13 protein-coding genes are annotated in these 15,348 nt (G+C 70.4%); 8 read left to right on the top strand and 5 right to left on the bottom strand.

Features of this window, described 5'->3' with window-relative positions; all coding sequences use genetic code 11:
• Window positions 1-4 precede the first annotated feature (4 nt).
• The 5 genes from ACZ6R6_RS04515 to ACZ6R6_RS04495 all read left to right on the top strand — a co-directional run bounded on the left by ACZ6R6_RS04515 (window position 5) and on the right by ACZ6R6_RS04495 (window position 5,872).
• Window positions 5-1,279 (top strand): DUF4910 domain-containing protein, encoded by a 1,275-nt coding sequence (locus ACZ6R6_RS04515; protein ID WP_470090147.1) that lies wholly within the window; start codon window positions 5-7, stop codon window positions 1,277-1,279.
• Window positions 1,276-2,340, top strand: coding sequence for a hypothetical protein (locus tag ACZ6R6_RS04510; protein WP_470090145.1), 1,065 nt, complete (start codon window positions 1,276-1,278; stop codon window positions 2,338-2,340). Before ACZ6R6_RS04515 ends, ACZ6R6_RS04510 begins: the two co-directional genes overlap by 4 nt.
• A 61-nt stretch (window positions 2,341-2,401) precedes the next feature.
• A complete protein-coding gene (locus tag ACZ6R6_RS04505) occupies window positions 2,402-3,949 on the top strand; it encodes a lipopolysaccharide biosynthesis protein (RefSeq protein WP_470090143.1) in 1,548 nt (515 codons plus the stop codon).
• Between the two features lie 17 nt (window positions 3,950-3,966).
• Complete coding sequence (locus ACZ6R6_RS04500; RefSeq protein WP_470090141.1) at window positions 3,967-4,887, top strand: glycosyltransferase family 2 protein; 921 nt, start codon at window positions 3,967-3,969, stop codon at window positions 4,885-4,887.
• Window positions 4,888-4,975: 88 nt separating this feature from the next.
• Complete coding sequence (locus ACZ6R6_RS04495; protein WP_470090139.1) at window positions 4,976-5,872, top strand: phytanoyl-CoA dioxygenase family protein; 897 nt, start codon at window positions 4,976-4,978, stop codon at window positions 5,870-5,872.
• Between the two features lie 23 nt (window positions 5,873-5,895).
• Here ACZ6R6_RS04495 and ACZ6R6_RS04490 read toward each other — a convergent pair whose 3' ends face one another.
• Window positions 5,896-7,035, bottom strand: coding sequence for an acyltransferase family protein (locus ACZ6R6_RS04490; RefSeq protein ID WP_470090138.1), 1,140 nt, complete (start codon window positions 7,033-7,035; stop codon window positions 5,896-5,898).
• Window positions 7,036-7,351: 316 nt separating this feature from the next.
• Here ACZ6R6_RS04490 and ACZ6R6_RS04485 point away from each other — a divergent pair, with 316 nt between their 5' ends.
• Entirely contained in the window at window positions 7,352-8,272 is a 921-nt protein-coding gene (locus ACZ6R6_RS04485; RefSeq protein ID WP_470090136.1) for a hypothetical protein, read from the top strand.
• Between the two features lie 37 nt (window positions 8,273-8,309).
• On the opposite strand, the gene ACZ6R6_RS04480 is transcribed toward ACZ6R6_RS04485, so the two are convergent.
• A complete protein-coding gene (locus ACZ6R6_RS04480) occupies window positions 8,310-9,185 on the bottom strand; it encodes a DUF6492 family protein (protein ID WP_470090135.1) in 876 nt (291 codons plus the stop codon).
• Window positions 9,186-9,390: 205 nt separating this feature from the next.
• Here ACZ6R6_RS04480 and ACZ6R6_RS04475 point away from each other — a divergent pair, with 205 nt between their 5' ends.
• The gene (locus ACZ6R6_RS04475) at window positions 9,391-10,155 is read left to right on the top strand and encodes a hypothetical protein (RefSeq protein ID WP_470090133.1); all 765 of its coding nucleotides are present in this window, start codon (window positions 9,391-9,393) and stop codon (window positions 10,153-10,155) included.
• Between the two features lie 3 nt (window positions 10,156-10,158).
• The gene (locus tag ACZ6R6_RS04470; protein WP_470090132.1) at window positions 10,159-11,556 is read left to right on the top strand and encodes an O-antigen ligase family protein; all 1,398 of its coding nucleotides are present in this window, start codon (window positions 10,159-10,161) and stop codon (window positions 11,554-11,556) included.
• A 75-nt stretch (window positions 11,557-11,631) separates the two neighbouring features.
• Here the strand turns inward: ACZ6R6_RS04470 and ACZ6R6_RS04465 are convergent, their stop codons facing one another.
• The 3 genes from ACZ6R6_RS04465 to ACZ6R6_RS04455 form a co-directional block, all read right to left on the bottom strand.
• Window positions 11,632-13,539 carry a DUF4082 domain-containing protein gene (locus ACZ6R6_RS04465; RefSeq protein WP_470090130.1) on the bottom strand — a complete coding sequence of 636 codons (1,908 nt, stop codon included), beginning with the start codon at window positions 13,537-13,539 and terminating at the stop codon, window positions 11,632-11,634.
• Between the two features lie 323 nt (window positions 13,540-13,862).
• Window positions 13,863-14,759: a hypothetical protein gene (locus ACZ6R6_RS04460; protein ID WP_470090128.1), complete on the bottom strand. Its 897-nt coding sequence runs from the start codon at window positions 14,757-14,759 to the stop codon at window positions 13,863-13,865.
• A 6-nt stretch (window positions 14,760-14,765) separates the two neighbouring features.
• Window positions 14,766-15,329: a dTDP-4-dehydrorhamnose 3,5-epimerase family protein gene (locus tag ACZ6R6_RS04455; protein WP_306860253.1), complete on the bottom strand. Its 564-nt coding sequence runs from the start codon at window positions 15,327-15,329 to the stop codon at window positions 14,766-14,768.
• Window positions 15,330-15,348: the final 19 nt, after the last annotated feature.

The following is a 15,348-nucleotide window of genomic DNA, read 5'->3' as shown; positions in this document are numbered from 1 at the left end:
GACCGTGGGGCGTCAGATGCACGCCCTGGTCGAGCGGCTCTACCCGCTGTGCCGGAGCATCACCGGCGACGGGGTGCGCCGCACTCTGGAGATCGTCGGCGAGTCGGTCCCCCTGCGGATCCACGAGGTGCCGACGGGGACCGAGGTCCTCGACTGGACGGTGCCCAAGGAGTGGAACATCCGTGACGCCTACGTCAAGGACGCCTCGGGCGCCCGGGTGGTCGACTTCGCCGAGTCCAACCTCCACGTCGTCGGCTACAGCGTCCCGGTGTCGGCCGTCATGTCCCTGCGGGAGCTCCGCCCCCATCTGCACACCCTGCCCGAGCAGCCCGACCTGATCCCCTACCGGACGAGTTACTACGCCGAGACGTGGGGCTTCTGCCTGCGGGAGAGCACCCTGGCGGGCCTGCCGGAGGGCGACTACGAGGTCAGGATCGACTCGACCCTCGCCGACGGTCACCTGACCTACGGCGAGCACGTGGTGCCGGGGCAGGTCTCCGAGGAGGTGCTCGTCTCCTGCCACGTGTGCCATCCCTCGCTGGCCAACGACAACCTGGCGGGCGTCGCCGTGGCGGCCGAGCTCGCACGGCGGCTGGCCGGGACCGACCCGTACTACACCTACCGCTTCCTGTTCATGCCCGGCACGATCGGCGCGATCACCTGGCTGGCGCGCAACCGGGAGCGTTCCGAGAGGGTCAAGCACGGGCTCGTGCTGGCCTGCGCCGGAGACGGCGGCGCGCTGACCTACAAGCGCAGCAGGCGCGGGGACGCGGAGATCGACCAGGTGGTCCGGCACGTCCTGCGGACCTCGGGGCGCGAGCACCGGATCGTGGACTTCTCGCCGTACGGCTACGACGAGCGGCAGTTCTGCTCGCCCGGTTTCGACATGCCGGTCGGCTCACTGACCCGCACGCCGTACGCCGGCTACCCGGAGTACCACACCTCGGCGGACAACCCGGACTTCGTCTCACCCGAGGCGATGGCCGACACGCTGGAGACCTGCTGGGAGATCACGCGGGTGCTGGAGCGCAACCGGCGTTACGTCAACCTCAGCCCGTACGGCGAGCCGCAGCTCGGCCGGCGGGGCCTGTACGGGTCGCTGGGCGGCCGCAGCGACACCAAACAGGCGCAGATGGCGATGTTGTGGGTGCTGAACCTCTCCGACGGGGAGCACAGCCTGCTGGACATCGCGGAACGGTCCAACCTGCCCTTCGCCGCCGTGGCGGATGCGGCACAGGCCCTGCGTGGTGCAGGACTGCTCAAGGAGAAGGGGAAATGACGCAGGTCCAGACCGTCATGGGTGCCGGGACGCTCAACCTCCGGGTCGGTGAGCTGGTCGAGGTGCTCAGCGAGGCCGAGATCATGGCCACGCTGGACGAGAGGGGCGAGCTGGACGCGCTGCCCTTCATGCCGGAGATGCTGGCCTTCTGCGGGCAGCGGCTCACCGTGCACAAGGTCGCCCACAAGCTCTGCGACACGATCAGCCGTACCGGCATGCGGCGGATGGAGCGCGCCGTGCACCTGACCGGGGCGCGCTGCGGCGGCCAGGCGCACGGCGGCTGCCAGACGGCCTGCCTGATGTACTGGAAGGAGGCGTGGCTGAAGCGGGTGGAGCCCGGTGACCCCCCGGCGTCCGCCCCGCGGGATCCCGCGGCCTCCGGCGGCGGACCCGGGGCCGCTGCTCCGGGCGGCCTCGCGGCGGGCCGGCCCCTCCTGCCGATCCTGGAGGTCGCCGCCCGGAAGGAGCCCGGCCCGGACGGGGAGGAGCGCTTCTCCTGCCAGGCCACCGAGCTGCTGCGGGCCGCGCCCACCTGCCTGCCGTTCAAGGACGTCCGGCAGTACGTCATGGATGTGCGCACCGGCAACGCGGGCATGTTCTTCGCGCTCCGCGCCTTTCTCGTCGGACTTTTCAACCGCTTTCAGGACCGGAGCGGGCGGGTGCTGCCAAGCTGGCTGCGGATCAGGGGCGGCCTCCGGTGGGGGTTCGTCAAGGGCGGGCTCGTCGGCGCGACGCCGAGCGTCACCCTCGACCTCCGGCCGGGAGAGCTCGTCCGGATCAAGTCCAAGGAGGAGATCGTCAAAACCCTCAACCAGGACCTGCTCAACCGCGGGATGGGGTTCGAGGAGGAGATGTCGCGCTACTGCGGGCAGACGGCGCGGGTGCTCTCGCGGGTCGATCGGTGCATCGACGAGAAGACCGGCCGGATGCTCCAGATGAAGTCCCCGTGCATCGTGCTGGAGGGCGTCGTCTGCGCGGGCGCTTACACCGTCAGCTGCCCGCGTGAGTTCATCCCGTTCTGGCGGGAGATCTGGCTGGAACGGATCGAGGAGCCCGCCTGACCCGACCGCCGCCGCCGAGACGGCGCCGGCGGCCCGGCGGGCTGGCTGTGAAAGGTAAGACATGGAAGACAGACAGGGCGCGGAGCCGGCGACGGGCACGGACCCGGAGTCCGGGCCGCCCGGCCCGGCCGCCTCCCCGGACGGGGAGAACGGCCGGGTCGGGGAGATCGGCCGCCAGGCCGGTCGCGGGCTGCGCTGGAGCGTGCTGGGCAACCTGGCGATGAAAGTCGGCTCGTTCGCCATGAGCCTGGTCCTCGCCCGCCTGCTGGTACCCGAGGACTTCGGCGTCTTCGCCATCGCGCTGGCGGCCAGCCAGCTCGTCGTCCACATCAACGACGCCGGCATCATCGCGGCGACCGTGCAGTGGCGGGGCAGGCTTGAGGACATGGCGCCCACGGCGACGGTCGTGGCCATCGTGTCCAGCGGCGTCCTGTACGGGATCTTCTGGGTGATCGCGCCGTTCTTCGCGCAGCTGTCCGGGAGCGAGGAGGCCACCTGGGTGATCCGGGTCCTCGCGGCCACCAACGTCGTCTACGGCCTGACCGCCGTGCGCAGCGCGGCGCTGCTGCGCAGGTTCGAGCAGGACAAGCTCACCAAGGCCAACCTGGTGGGCTTCCTGGTGAACGCCACGGTCTCCATCACGCTCGCCGCCGGGGGCGCCGGGGCCTTCAGCTTCGCCTGGGGCCAGCTCATGGGCACCGTGGTCACCGGGGTGCTGGTGGTCGCCTTCGCGAGGCTGCGGATCCGGATCGGCCTCGACCGCGCGGTCGTCAGGCGGCTGCTGACCTTCGGACTCCCGCTGTGCGTGAGCCTCGGCATCGAGGGCGTGCTGCTCAACGCCGACTCCGTCATCGTCGGCAACGCCCTCGGGCCCACCCTGCTCGGCCTCTACCTGCTGGCCTTCAACATCTCGAGCTGGGTGCCCGGCCTGATCGGCACGGCCGTCCGCTACGTCGCCCTGCCCAGCTTCTCGCGGCTGGCGGAGGAGGATCCGCGGTCGCTGTCGCTGGGCGTGCAGCGGGCGGTCCCGCTGCTGCTGTCCATCGTGCTGCCGATCGCGGTGATGATGGGCACGCTCGCTCCCGCGCTGGTGGTCTTCCTGTACGGCGAGCGCTGGGCGCCCTCCGCCGAGGTGCTGCGTTTCCTGGCGATCGTGATGGCCGTGCGGATGCTGACCGCCCTGGCCTTCGACGTCCTGGCCTCTCTCGGCGCCACCAAGTCCACCGTCTGGCTCAACCTGGGTTGGGCCGTGACGTTGCTGCCCGTGCTGACGGCCGGCGCGCGGCTGGACGGCATCCGCGGCGCGGCGATCGGGCACGCGGTGGTCGCCGTCCTGGTGGCCCTGCCGCTGGCGACGCTGGCCCTGCACCGGGCGGGAGTGGTCCTCGCCCCGGTCGCCTCCGCCCTGGTGCGCCCGCTGCTGGGCGGCGTGCTCGCGGTGGTCGTCATGATGTCGCTGGCCCAGGTCACCCGTGGCGTCCCGCTGGTCCAACTGTGCGTGGCGGGCGGCACGGGGCTGCTCGCCTACGTCCTCGTCGTCGTGCCGCAGGCGGTGCTCAGGCAGCTGGGCGGCAGGGTGACCGAGCTGATCCCCTTACGCTCTCGCTGACTGGAGAAGGAAACCGGATGCTTGACTCCGACACCCTGGTGTCCATCGGACTGCCGGTGCGCAACGGCGCCGAGCGGCTGGACGGCGTGGTCCGGTCGGTCCTGGCGCAGGACCACACGGACATCGAGCTGGTGATCTGTGACAACGCCTCCACCGACGACACCGAGGAGTTCTGCCGGGAGCTGGCGCGCTCCGACGACCGGGTCGTCTACCACCGGCAGCCGCACAACGTGGGGCTGCTCAACAACTTCGTGCACGCGGGGCGGATCGCCCGGGGGACGTTCTTCCGCTGGGTGGGCGACGACGACCGGCTGGACCCCGCCTGCGTCTCCCGCTCCCTGAGCGCCTTCGCCCAGGACGAGCGCCTCATCCTGGTCACCACGCAGGTGGCCTACACCGATCCCGACGGCACCACCAGCACCGGCGTCTACGACGGCGGGGGCCTGCTGTCCGACGACCCGGCCGAGCGGTTCGCCGAGATGCTGCGCATGCTCAACGAGAGCCACCTGCTGATCGACCCCCTGTACGGCCTGATGCGCCGGGCCTCCGTAGTCGGCATCCCCCGGCGCAACATGCTCCGTGAGGACGAGGTCTTCGCGGCGAAGCTCGCGCTGGCCGGGCCGTGGGGCCACGTGCCCGAGGTGCTGGCCCACCGTAACTGGAAGCACGAACGCATCGGGGTGGTCGGCCGCCGCCTCGGCGTGCCCGCCTGGCAGGCGCGCTTCTCCTCGACCCTGCAGTACCGCGAGATCCTGCGCTGGCTGGGCGAGGCCCCCCTCACCGAGGAGCAGCGCCGCCGCGCGTACGCCGCCGCGCACCGGATGTACGCCCGCCGCCAGTGGCGGACGGTTTCGCATCGCAGCCGCAAGCTCGTGCGGCTGGGCACCGGGCTGCTCCTGCCCGGCCGGGCCGCCGGGCGCCCGTCGGGCAGAAGCTGATCATGAACCACCGTGCGCGTGCCCGGCGCGCCGACCGCATCAGTCGCATCAGTCGTGAACAAGTCGTGAACAAGGGAGAGCGCTCAGGATGACCACCGTCTTTTCCAACAGCGTGGTGGACGACGACACCCGGCGCGGCCTGCTCTACGAGGGGAAGGTGTTCACCTACTCCGCGACACCGGCCTCCAAGGAGCTCGTCGGCCTCGCCCATCAGCTGATCACCGAGGCGTTCGGCGGCCGTGACCCGGAGACCGCGCAGTTCGACATGCCGGTCGAGGAGTTCGCGGCGCTGCTCGCCGGGCTCAAGCCGAGGTTCATCCATCACCCCCGGTGCAAGGAGCTGCTGCCGGCCGTCCTCGCCGATCTCGGCTGCCCGCTCGACCGGACCTACTTCGACGTCCCCCGGCTGCGCACCTCCACCTCCAACGACTACCTCACCTCCGGGATCTCCTACGCCTTCCACCCGCACCGCGACTGCTGGTACTCCGCGCCGTTCAACCAGCTCAACTGGTGGATCCCGATCTACCCGGTGGTGCCGGAGAACGTGATGGCCTTCCACCCGAAGTATTTCGACCGCCCCGTGCGCAACGGGAGCGCGCGCTACGACTACGCCGAGTGGAACCGGACCAGCCGGCTCAGCGCGGCCCAGCACGTGCGCAGCGACACCAGGGAGCAGCCGAGGCCCGAGGAGCCGGTCGAGCTCGACCCGCAGGTGCGGGTGGTGCCCGAGCCGGGCGGGGTGATGCTGTTCTCCGGCGCGCAGCTGCACTCGACGGTCCCCAACACCTCGGGCAGGACCCGCTTCAGCATCGACTTCCGGACCGTGAACATCGACGACGTGCGGGCGCGCCGGGGCGCGGCCAACGTGGACGCGGCGTGCACCGGCACGACCCTGCGCGACTTCGTGCGCTGCACCGACCTCGACCCGATGCCGGAGGAGCTGGCGCTGGAGTACGAGGCCGAGGCGCTGGCGCGGGTGAGCTGACGGCCCCGGCCGCCGCCCGTCGCCTACGGCGCGGGACGTACGGCCGCGCGCATCCGTGACAATCTGGCCCGTGCCGCCTCGCGCAGCGCGGGCCAGCTGCGGTGCCGCTGGAAGGGGAGCTCGAAGACCGCCGCGAACGTCCGGGCCGCCAGCAGGGCCACCGGTACGGCCAGCACGAGCGCGGCCAGGAACGCGGGCAGGCCCGCGGGCACGTTCGGTGCGACGACCAGCTGGTGGATCGCCACGACGATCGGGGCGTGGATCAGGTAGAGCGTGTAGGAGAAGGAGCCCAGGCTCCGGATCGGCCGCAGGTCCAGCAGCCGGACCAGGAAGGCCGGGCGGCCCGTCGCCACCGCGGCCAGCAGCAGGCCGACCGCGGGACCGAGCGCGATGTCGATCCAGAAGTAGTTCCCCACCGTCCAGACCGAGCCCCGCACGACGATCACCGCGAGCACCGGGACGGCGGCGAGCAGCGCCAGCCAGTGCCAGGGCAGCCGCCGCAGGCGGTCGCCCGCGGCGATGACGCCCGCGGCGACCACGCCCACCGCGAACAGCACGGCGAACTGGGGCGTCAGCCGCATCAGCATGCCCACGGCGGGCACGGCGGGCGCGAGCAGGCCGATCGCCGCCACGATCACGGTGACGGCGCCGAGCATCACGGCCGCGCCCGCCCTGCGCAGGATCAGCAGCAGCAGCGGGAAGACGAGATAGAGCTGGGCCTCGATGGCGATGGACCAGAAGGCCCCGTTGGGGCTCGGCGCGCCGAAGAGGTCCTGCAGCAGCAGGCCGTAGACGACCACCGACTTGGCGGTGGGCGGTCCCTCTCCCGGCTGGGAGACCAGGGTCCAGGCGATCACCAGGCTGAACACCAGCGCGGCCCAGTAGGGCGGCAGGATGCGCCAGGCGCGGCGCTGGGCGAACCGGCCCATGCCGCCCAGCCGCCATCCTGACCGTGCGGGGGAGACGGCCAGCGAGAAGCCCGACAGGACGATGAAGACCACCACCGCGATGTGCCCGTAGAGCAGCCAGCCGAGCCAGCCCGGGCCGGTGTCGGCCGGGTATCCGGGGAAGGCCATCAACCAGCAGTGGTGCACCATGACGAACAGGGCCGCGACGCCGCGGATCCCGTCCAGCCCCGCCAGCCTGCCGCGGTCTCCGGACACCCGCCCGACCGGCCCGCCGGAGTCTCCGGAAGGCCGTACCTGATCGCCGGCCGGGCCATCCCGAACATCCCTTTCGGGCGATTTCATCCGATAAACCCCCATCTTGAGGTGATGGGGGCGCTCACATCTCCCCCTTTTTGGCCTATCGACGGGTCTATCGCTGTATCGTCACCAGACGTAACATCCGATGAGGGAATGCGACGTGGCCTGCCCGGTGTCCGGCTGGTGTAACGGGAGATCCGCGCTCGCCGATGGGTAGTTGGTTGTATGTCTCGGGGGGTGGCGGTGCCCCGTCATAAATTAGGGGCGGAGAAATATGGACTTCTGGAAGGCCATATTCGGGCTCGTCAAGCGTAGAACCATCGGCCCTCCCCTGGCCGCACTCGCGCTCGCCGCGGCGGCCCTGGTCTTCTTCCTGATGCCCACCTCCTACGTGTCGACCGCGTCCATGGTGCTGACGACCCCCGCGACCGGTGGAACGCTCCCGTCCGACCCGACCAAGCCGCTCGGGCTGACGAACCCGTTGCTTCAGTTCAGCGACGGTCTGCGGGTCACGGCCGGCATCCTCATCCTCTCCATGAACGCCCCCGAGGTCGCCGCCGAGCTGGGCGTGGTGAAGGACGGCACCACCGAGATCACGATCAACGACGGCCGCACCAACCCGAACCTGCTGGGCATCAGCACGAACGGCCCGTTCGTCTACGTGGAGGTCCAGAGCAGGTCCGCCGCCACCGCCCAGGACGTGGTGCTCAAGGCCAAGCAGCGCGTCCGCCGGGAGCTGGCCAACCGCCAGCAGGCGCTCAAGGCCCCGCGCTCCACCTTCATATCGATCGTCGACGTGGTGCCCTCCTCCACCCCCGAGGCCAAGCTCTCGGGGAAGCTGACGGCCGCCGGCGGGACCCTGTTCCTCGTGCTCCTGGCCGGCATCACCATCGCCTACGCCGCGACCCAGATGCGCAGGGGCGGGCGCTCCGCCGATCCCGCGTCCGCGCCGGCTCCCGCGGGCGGGCGCGGCGGGCCGGGGGCGGCCGCGCTCTCCACCCCCGACCCCGTCGACACCCCCTTGACCGTCTACCCGCGCACGGATGTGCGAGAGTCCGCCGAAGGACCGTTCCAAGACGACTCCGAGCAGCTTGTCGTCCTGATCGAGAACGAGCCGTTCGCGCACCGGGACGACGAGGCCGGCGACACCATCGTGTTCATGCGGGCCAGCGGCCGCGACGACCACGAGAAGTGACCGGGCCCGCGACGTCCTCCCCGTGGCCGCCCGGCGGTCATCCGGTGATCTGAGCGCACCGCTCGATGGCGGCCCGCCGCGCGTCCGCCGGGGTCTCCGACTTCGCCGAGATCATCATCGCCACCGCCTCGGGGCCCAGCCGGTCGGCGAACGCGATGGCCCCCTCGCGGTCCAGCGGGGTCCGCTGCCAGTTCTTGTGGCAGATCGTGGTGTTGGAGGGCGGGGGCGGCGTGTCCTCGCCCAGGACCTCGTCGACGAACACGCCGTAGAGCATGAACTCCGAGATGTGCAGGCGGGAGTTGAAGGCGTCCAGCCAGTCTCGCCCGGTGGTCTCGCTCACCCGCCGCTGCATGGCGCGGACGGTGGCCGGGGTCCAGAAGTTCAGAGCGGTCACGTAGTCGGTCAGCGGAGGCGGCGGCGCCGGGGGGAGACCGAGCAGCTCGCGGGAGACCTGGTGCCACAGGACGTGCCGCTCCATGTCCGCGGTCACCCCCTTCTCCTCCCGGTGCAGGCACAGCCGCCCGTCGGCGGTGAAGCTCTCCACGGTCGTCGGGCGGACCAGCACCACGTCGGAGTCGGCGATCATCACGGCGTCCGCGTCGAGCCGGCCGGCAAGGGCGATCTTGAGCGTCTGCTGCATGACCCAGCCCCGGACCGGGGGCCACGGCCTGCGGGAGTTGGCCCACAGGTGGTAGGGGGCCAGGCGGAAGTAGCGCTTCGGAAGGAGCTCCCCGTAGGTCCATATACGGCAGCGCGGCCCGGCGTACTTGGCGAAGACGCTCTTCCAGACCGGAGAGATGATCACGTGGTGCACGGTCTCGTCCGAGGTGTATTCCAGAACCGACCGGTGCAGATCGGCGAACAGCTCCGCGTCGGGCCCGTGACTCGGGGTGATGACGGCCAGCTCGGTCATGGACGGTGGGCTCCAGTCATGCGGGATCAGTGGTCATGAAACACCCCCAATCAGTATCGTCACATCAATTGCTCCGTTACGGCGGGCGTTCAGCGCAACCTCGGGCCCGTTCCGATTCCGAGTAACGCCTCGCCCCGGTCCGGGCGATGACCATTAGCGGGCTTCTGTGCGGTCGCCCGTCGTCAGGTTCGGGGAGGAAGCGCGCATGGACTTCTGGGGAACGGTCCTTGTCGTTTTCCGCCGCTGGTACATCTTCCTGCCGATATTCGCGCTGTCGCTGACCGCCGCCGGTGGCCTCTACTCGACGATCCCCACGACCTACACCTCCAGCGCCGTCCTCATCCTGACCACGCCGACCACCGGCGGGAGTCTGCCGACCAACCCGGACATCCCCAACGGCCTGACCAACCCCATGCTCAACTTCGACCACGGGCTGAGCGTCTCGGCCTCGATCCTCATCGCGGCGATGGGGACCTCGGACATGGCGGCCGAGCTCGGCGTGACGGACGGCGGAGACTTCGGCTTCAAGGTCACCAACGGCGGCAACAACCTTGAGTCGCTCGCCACTGGACCGTTCCTGTTCATCGAGGGCGAGGCGTCCTCGGCGGCCGGCGCGCAGGACATCGTCAAGCGGGTCATCGTGCGGGCGAAGGCCGAGCTGGACCACCGGCAGAAGGTGGTGCGGGCCCCCGTGGCGACCTACATCACCACCTACGAGGCGGTGCCGCCGACCACCCCGATGGCGCAGCGGGGCCGGAAACTGCGCGCCGTCGCGGCGGCCGCGGGCGTGGGCGTCGTGGCGAGCCTGTGCGCCACGTTCATGGCCGAGAGCTTCTTCCACCGGCGCAGGCTCCGCGGCCAGAGCGGCGTCCCGGACCACGCCGGTGCGCTTCCGGACCCGGATCCCGCGCCGGTCAGGGCCGCCCTCAACGGCCGGTCGCCCGCCGACGGCCCGGTTGCGAGGCACTGACCCATGGTGGCCAAACTCGTCCTGCCGGCCCGCCGGCGTGCCGACGGCGCGACCCTGGCCGGGATCTTCGCCGTGACCCTGCTGATCGTCCCGGCCCGCATGGTCTTCCGGGCGCTGCCCCTGTCGATCACGCCGGCCAGCCTCATCGCCCTCGCCGCGGCCCTGCTGTGGCTGTGCGCCCACCTCACCCTCACGCTGGGGATGGCCAAGGGGCGCAACCCGGTGCGCACCGCGCTGTTCGTCTTCCTGACCGCGATGCTCGCCACCTACGGCTACGCCACCTACGGCTACATGCCCTCCGACGAGCTCAACCTCGCCGACCACGCCCTGGTCCTGCTGGTGGCCAACGCCGGGATCGCGCTCATGATGTGCGACGGGGTCCGCGGCGTCGCACGCCTCGACTTCGTGCTCCAGGCCCTCGTGGTGGCCGGCTCGGTCATCGCGGTGATCGGCGCCTGCCAGTTCCTGTTCGACCTCGACCTCACCCAATACATGCAGATCCCCGGACTCCGCTACACCTCCGAGGACGGGTTCATCACCGCGCGCTCCGACTTCCGCCGGGTCGCCGGGACGACCGGCCATCCCATCGAGTTCGGCGTCGTGTGCGCGATGCTCCTGCCGATCGCCGTCCACTACGGGTTCCAGGCCGGCGAACGCGCCGAGCCCGCCCTGCGGTGGTGGGTGTGCTCCGGGCTGATCGGGATGGGCCTGATGTTCTCGGTCTCGCGGTCCGCGGTGCTCGGGCTGGCCGGCGTCGGCGTCATCCTGTTCCTCGGCTGGCCCGCCCGGCGGCGGATGCACGCCATGGGAGTCGTCGTCGTCTTCCTGGTCCTGATGAGGATCATGGTTCCGGGGCTGCTGGGCACGTTCTACGGCCTGTTCGCGAACTTCGGCAACGACGACAGCATCCGCTACCGCACCCACGACTACGAGGTCGCCGCCCACGAGATCGCCAAGCACCTGTGGCTGGGCCGTGGAGCGGGCACGTGGTACGCCCCGAAACATCAGGTCTTCGACAACCAGTACATCCTGTCCACGGTGGAGACCGGCCTGATCGGCATCGGGGCGATCATCGGGATGTTCGGGTGCGCGATGTACGCGGGACTCCGGGCGCGCCACCTGAGCGACGATCCCGGCACCCGCGACCTGGGCCTCACCCTGGCCGCCTGCATGGTGGTCCCGCTGATCGGGGCGGCGACCTTCGACCTGCTGTCCTTCGCCATCGTCACCGGGCTGGCGTTCCTGCTGATCGGTGCCGCGGGGTCGTTGCTGCGCAGCGTCACCGAGTCGGCCGCGCTCCGGCCCCGCGCCCCCGGCGCGTCCTGGCCGTCCTGGCGCGTCCGCACCACCATGGAGCTGTTGCGCGGATCCGGTGGCACGGGCGGTCAGACCGGAGCCTGACCGCCCGCACCCGCGGCCTCACACTTCGAGCTCAGCCCTCACAGCTCAGCCCTCATCGGCCAAGCCTTCATCAGCTCAGCCTTCACACCTCAGCGGTCCCACGACCGAGGTGATCCGGTAGTTCTGGTCGATCGTCACCAGCGAGTTGTCGGCCCAGTCGATGGACCTGCAGTCGGCCTCGACCGGCCCGAAGAGCCAGGACTTGTCGACCAGCTTGTTGCCGCGCATGACCAGCTTTCCGCGCGCGTTCTTCAGCTGGATGCTGTAGGTGCCGCCCATCACGAGGTTGTCGGTGACGGTGGCGTCGACGATCTGGTCGTCGACCAGGAAGATCGGCGCGGTGACGTCCTTGGCGCCGCGCTGGTCGATGGTGTTGTGGTCGAAGATCAGGCCCTTGCCGGTGTCGTAGGTCTGGATGCCGTCGGAGTGGTCGCCGGGGTTGGAGCACAGGGCGGCGTAGGAGTCGCGGATGACGATGTCGTCGCCGGAGGCGCGGAAGCCGTCGCCGTGGCCGCGGATGTGCACGCGCAGGGCGGTGTATTTGTCCTGTCCGATGCCGGGCAGGGTCTGGCAGCCCTTGGCGGGTCCGATGGTCGAGTCGGTGATGGTGAAGCGGTAGCTCCGGGGCCCGTCGGCGTTGATGACGCCCCCGTCGATCCGGCTGTTCTTGATGGTCACGCCCTCGGCGTGGATCAGCAGGTCGCCCGGGATGTGCACGCCGTTCAGCACGGCGCCGGGCTTGGTGACCCGGTAGGCGGCGCCGTCCTCGTTGAGGGTCATCGCGGTCAGCGTGGTGCCGGGCGGCACGCCGGTGCAGGCCGGGGTCGGGTGGCCCGCGCAACCGCCGTTACCCGGGTCGGGGGTCAGCGTCGGCCCCGCGGTCAGCGTCGGCCGCAGAGTCGGTGTCACCTTCGGAGTCGAGGTCGGTGTCACCTTTGGAGTCGAGGTCGGTGTCACCTTCGGGGTCGAGGTCGGTGTCACCTTCGGGGTCGGCGTCTGCTCCGGGGTCGAGGTCGGTGTCACCTTCGGGGTCGGCGTCTGCTCCGGGGTCGAGGTCGGCGTCGGCGTGCCCGGCTTGGTGGGGCTGGTGCTGGGGCTGGGGCCGGTCTGACTCGGGCCGGGGCTGTGACCGCCGGGCTCGGTGGTGCTCGCGCTCGGGCTGGGGGCGGTGCTGTCGCTCGCGCTGGGGCTGGGGCCCGTGCCGTCGCTCGTGCTCGGGGTCGGGGTGCCCTCGCCGCTCGTGCTCGGGCTGGGACCCGTGCCGCCGCTCTCACTCGGACCCGTGCCGGGGGTCTGGTCGGTGCCGGAGGAGGTGACGCCCGGAGTGGGCGTGTCGGCCGGCGTCCACTCCGGTGCCGTCGGCTGGGGCGACTGTGTGGTCCCGGGGGCCGGAGAGCGGTCGCGCCACTTGAAGATGACGTCCACCCAGTAGTTGTAACCCTTGGGGTTCCACCGGCGCGGGAAGGCGCTCGTGCCGTACCCGAAGACTCCCGCGTTGCGGGAGGCCGTGGTCAGCGGGCCGGAACGGGCGGAGTCGAAGCCCGTGCTGCCGACGTAGTTGCCGCCCGCGCTGTGGTAGGAGACCGTGTAGACCTGCCTGGCCCTGAGCTGGACCGGCGAGGCGAAGCGGGCCTCCTGCCAGCCCGCGGCGCTCTCTCCGGCGAACGTGACGCGCGCCAGCCGCTTGCCGCCCGCGCTCCACAGGCTCCCGGTGTGCTTGCCCTTGTCACCGCGGGCCTTGTAGAAGCGGACCCCCGTCACCCAGCCGCTGTGGGCCGCGGTGAAGCGCATGCCCAGCTCGACGGGTGTGCGGTCCGCACGGGGTGATGCCTTCACCCGCGTGCCGGTCGACCAGAAGCTCGTCTCCTTGGGCTTGTACGGCCTGGCGGCGGGCGCGGGCTGCTCCGCGGCCGCCTGCTCCACGGTGGCGCCGTCACGGGTGAGGAACCAGACAGCCGGGACGGCCGCCGCCACGAGGGCCACGCCCAGGACTGCCGCCAGCCCCGGTTGCGTCCGCCGGCGGCGGGGTGGTCCGCCTTCGCTGGCTCCACCCCGGCGTGGGGGGCGTGTACTGGTCATCTCTCTGACCTCCGCGCCGATCTGCGGTCGGCTCGACAATGTGTCCGTTTGGTCCTCGCGCAGAGGACATTGTTGCGGTTGAGGTCATAGATACGCATCAGTTTTGCGGGTATTGCCCATAAGAGTTTTCAAATGACGATTGTCGGACTATGTCGTTTACTCGCTCTCCCAAGCGCGACGGGCATCTCCCGCGATGCGCCAACAATGCGGAAAAGCCGGTATGCGGGTCACCCCACGCAGCTCAGCGGGCCGACGGTCGAGGTGACGCGGTAGTTCTGGTCGATCGTCACCAGTGAGTTGTCGGCCCAGTCGATCGCCTTGCATTCCGAATCGACCGGACCGTAAACCCATGACTTGTCGACCAGTTTGTTGCCGCGCATGATCAGTTTTCCGCGCCCGTTCCGTAGCTGGATGCTGTAGGTGCCGCCCATGATCAGATTGTTGGTGATGACCGCGTCGACGATCTGTTTGTCCACGAGAAAGATCGGCGCGGTGACGTCCTTGGCGCCGCGCTGGTCGATGGTGTTGTGGTCGAAGATCAGGCCCTTGCCGGTGTCGTAGGTCTGGATGCCGTCGGAGTGGTCGCCGGGGTTGGAGCACAGGGCGGCGTAGGAGTCGCGGATGACGACGTCGTCACCGGAGGCGCGGAAGCCGTCGCCGTGGCCGCGGACGTGCACGCGCAGGGCGGTGTATTTGTCCTGTCCGATGCCGGGCAGGGTCTGGCAGCCCTTGGCGGGTCCGATGGTCGAGTCGGTGATGGTGAAGCGGTAGCTCCGGGGCCCGTCGGCGTTGATGACGAGCCCGTCGATCCGGCTGTTCCTGACCGTGACGTCGGCGGCGTGGATCAGCAGGTCGCCCGGGATGTGCACACCGTCCAGCACCGTTCCGGGAGTCCTGACCCGGTAGGCGGCGCCGTCCTCGTTGAGGGCCAGCGCGGTCAGCCTGGTGCCGGGCGGCACGCCGGTGCAGGCCGGGGTCGGATACTCGGGGCAGCGGGAGGCGGCCGTGGGCTCGACCGGGGTGCCGCTGGGCCTGCCCGTCGGGCTCTCGGCCGAGGAGGTGCATCCCGCCAGGGACATCACGGTGACCGCTGAGACGGCGGCGGCCAGACTCACCCATCGCATTGTCGTTCACTCCATCGCGTCCGGACCGCGGAGCCGGTCCCGCAGCTGTGCCCATGATCCCGCAGAAAGATCCCGTCCGCTGATCGCCGTCACCGGGAGCGGCCAGTGGATCCGCAGCTCGGGATCGTCGTAGCGGACGGAGAGGTCCTCGGCCGGGTCGTGCTCCCGGTCGATGCGGTAGCAGACGTCGGTCTGCTCGGTCAGGGCCTGGAAGCCGTGCAGCAGCCCGGGGGGCACGTAGAGGGTGACGAACGTCTCGTCGTCGAGCAGCACGGAGGTCTGCTCGCCGAAGGTGGGCGAGCCGGGACGGGCGTCGACGAGCACGTCCTGCACCGCTCCGCGCGCGCAGCGCACCAGCTTGGCCTCACCCCGGCCGGAGCGGCCGTGCATCCCGCGGACCGTCCCCTGCCGCGAGCGCGACTGGCTGTCCTGGACGAACGCCGCGGGATCCAGCCCGGCCTCCTCGGCGACGGCCTTGTCGAAGGTCCTGGTGAACAGCCCCCGGTCGTCACGGTGTGGCGTCGGAATGAACAACAGCACCCCGTCGATTTTGGTCCGTTCTACTCTCATCGGGTCATCCTTTTCTCAG

It is taken from the genome of Streptosporangium sp. NPDC048886 (assembly GCF_055586905.1).
The sequence above is the reverse complement of the archived record's forward strand: the minus strand, read 5'-3'. Positions and strand labels throughout refer to the sequence as shown.

Excerpts from the sequence above, each read along its gene's own strand:
- ACZ6R6_RS04505 (WP_470090143.1), top strand. The coding sequence starts at position 2,402 with ATGGAAGACAGACAGGGCGCGGAGCCGGCGACGGGCACGGACCCGGAG.
- ACZ6R6_RS04470 (WP_470090132.1), top strand. The coding sequence starts at position 10,159 with ATGGTGGCCAAACTCGTCCTGCCGGCCCGCCGGCGTGCCGACGGCGCG.
- ACZ6R6_RS04455 (WP_306860253.1), bottom strand. The coding sequence starts at position 15,329 with ATGAGAGTAGAACGGACCAAAATCGACGGGGTGCTGTTGTTCATTCCG.
- ACZ6R6_RS04460 (WP_470090128.1), bottom strand. The coding sequence starts at position 14,759 with ATGCGATGGGTGAGTCTGGCCGCCGCCGTCTCAGCGGTCACCGTGATG.
- ACZ6R6_RS04485 (WP_470090136.1), top strand. The coding sequence starts at position 7,352 with ATGGACTTCTGGAAGGCCATATTCGGGCTCGTCAAGCGTAGAACCATC.
- ACZ6R6_RS04500 (WP_470090141.1), top strand. The coding sequence starts at position 3,967 with ATGCTTGACTCCGACACCCTGGTGTCCATCGGACTGCCGGTGCGCAAC.
- ACZ6R6_RS04480 (WP_470090135.1), bottom strand. The coding sequence starts at position 9,185 with ATGACCGAGCTGGCCGTCATCACCCCGAGTCACGGGCCCGACGCGGAG.
- ACZ6R6_RS04495 (WP_470090139.1), top strand. The coding sequence starts at position 4,976 with ATGACCACCGTCTTTTCCAACAGCGTGGTGGACGACGACACCCGGCGC.
- ACZ6R6_RS04475 (WP_470090133.1), top strand. The coding sequence starts at position 9,391 with ATGGACTTCTGGGGAACGGTCCTTGTCGTTTTCCGCCGCTGGTACATC.
- ACZ6R6_RS04510 (WP_470090145.1), top strand. The coding sequence starts at position 1,276 with ATGACGCAGGTCCAGACCGTCATGGGTGCCGGGACGCTCAACCTCCGG.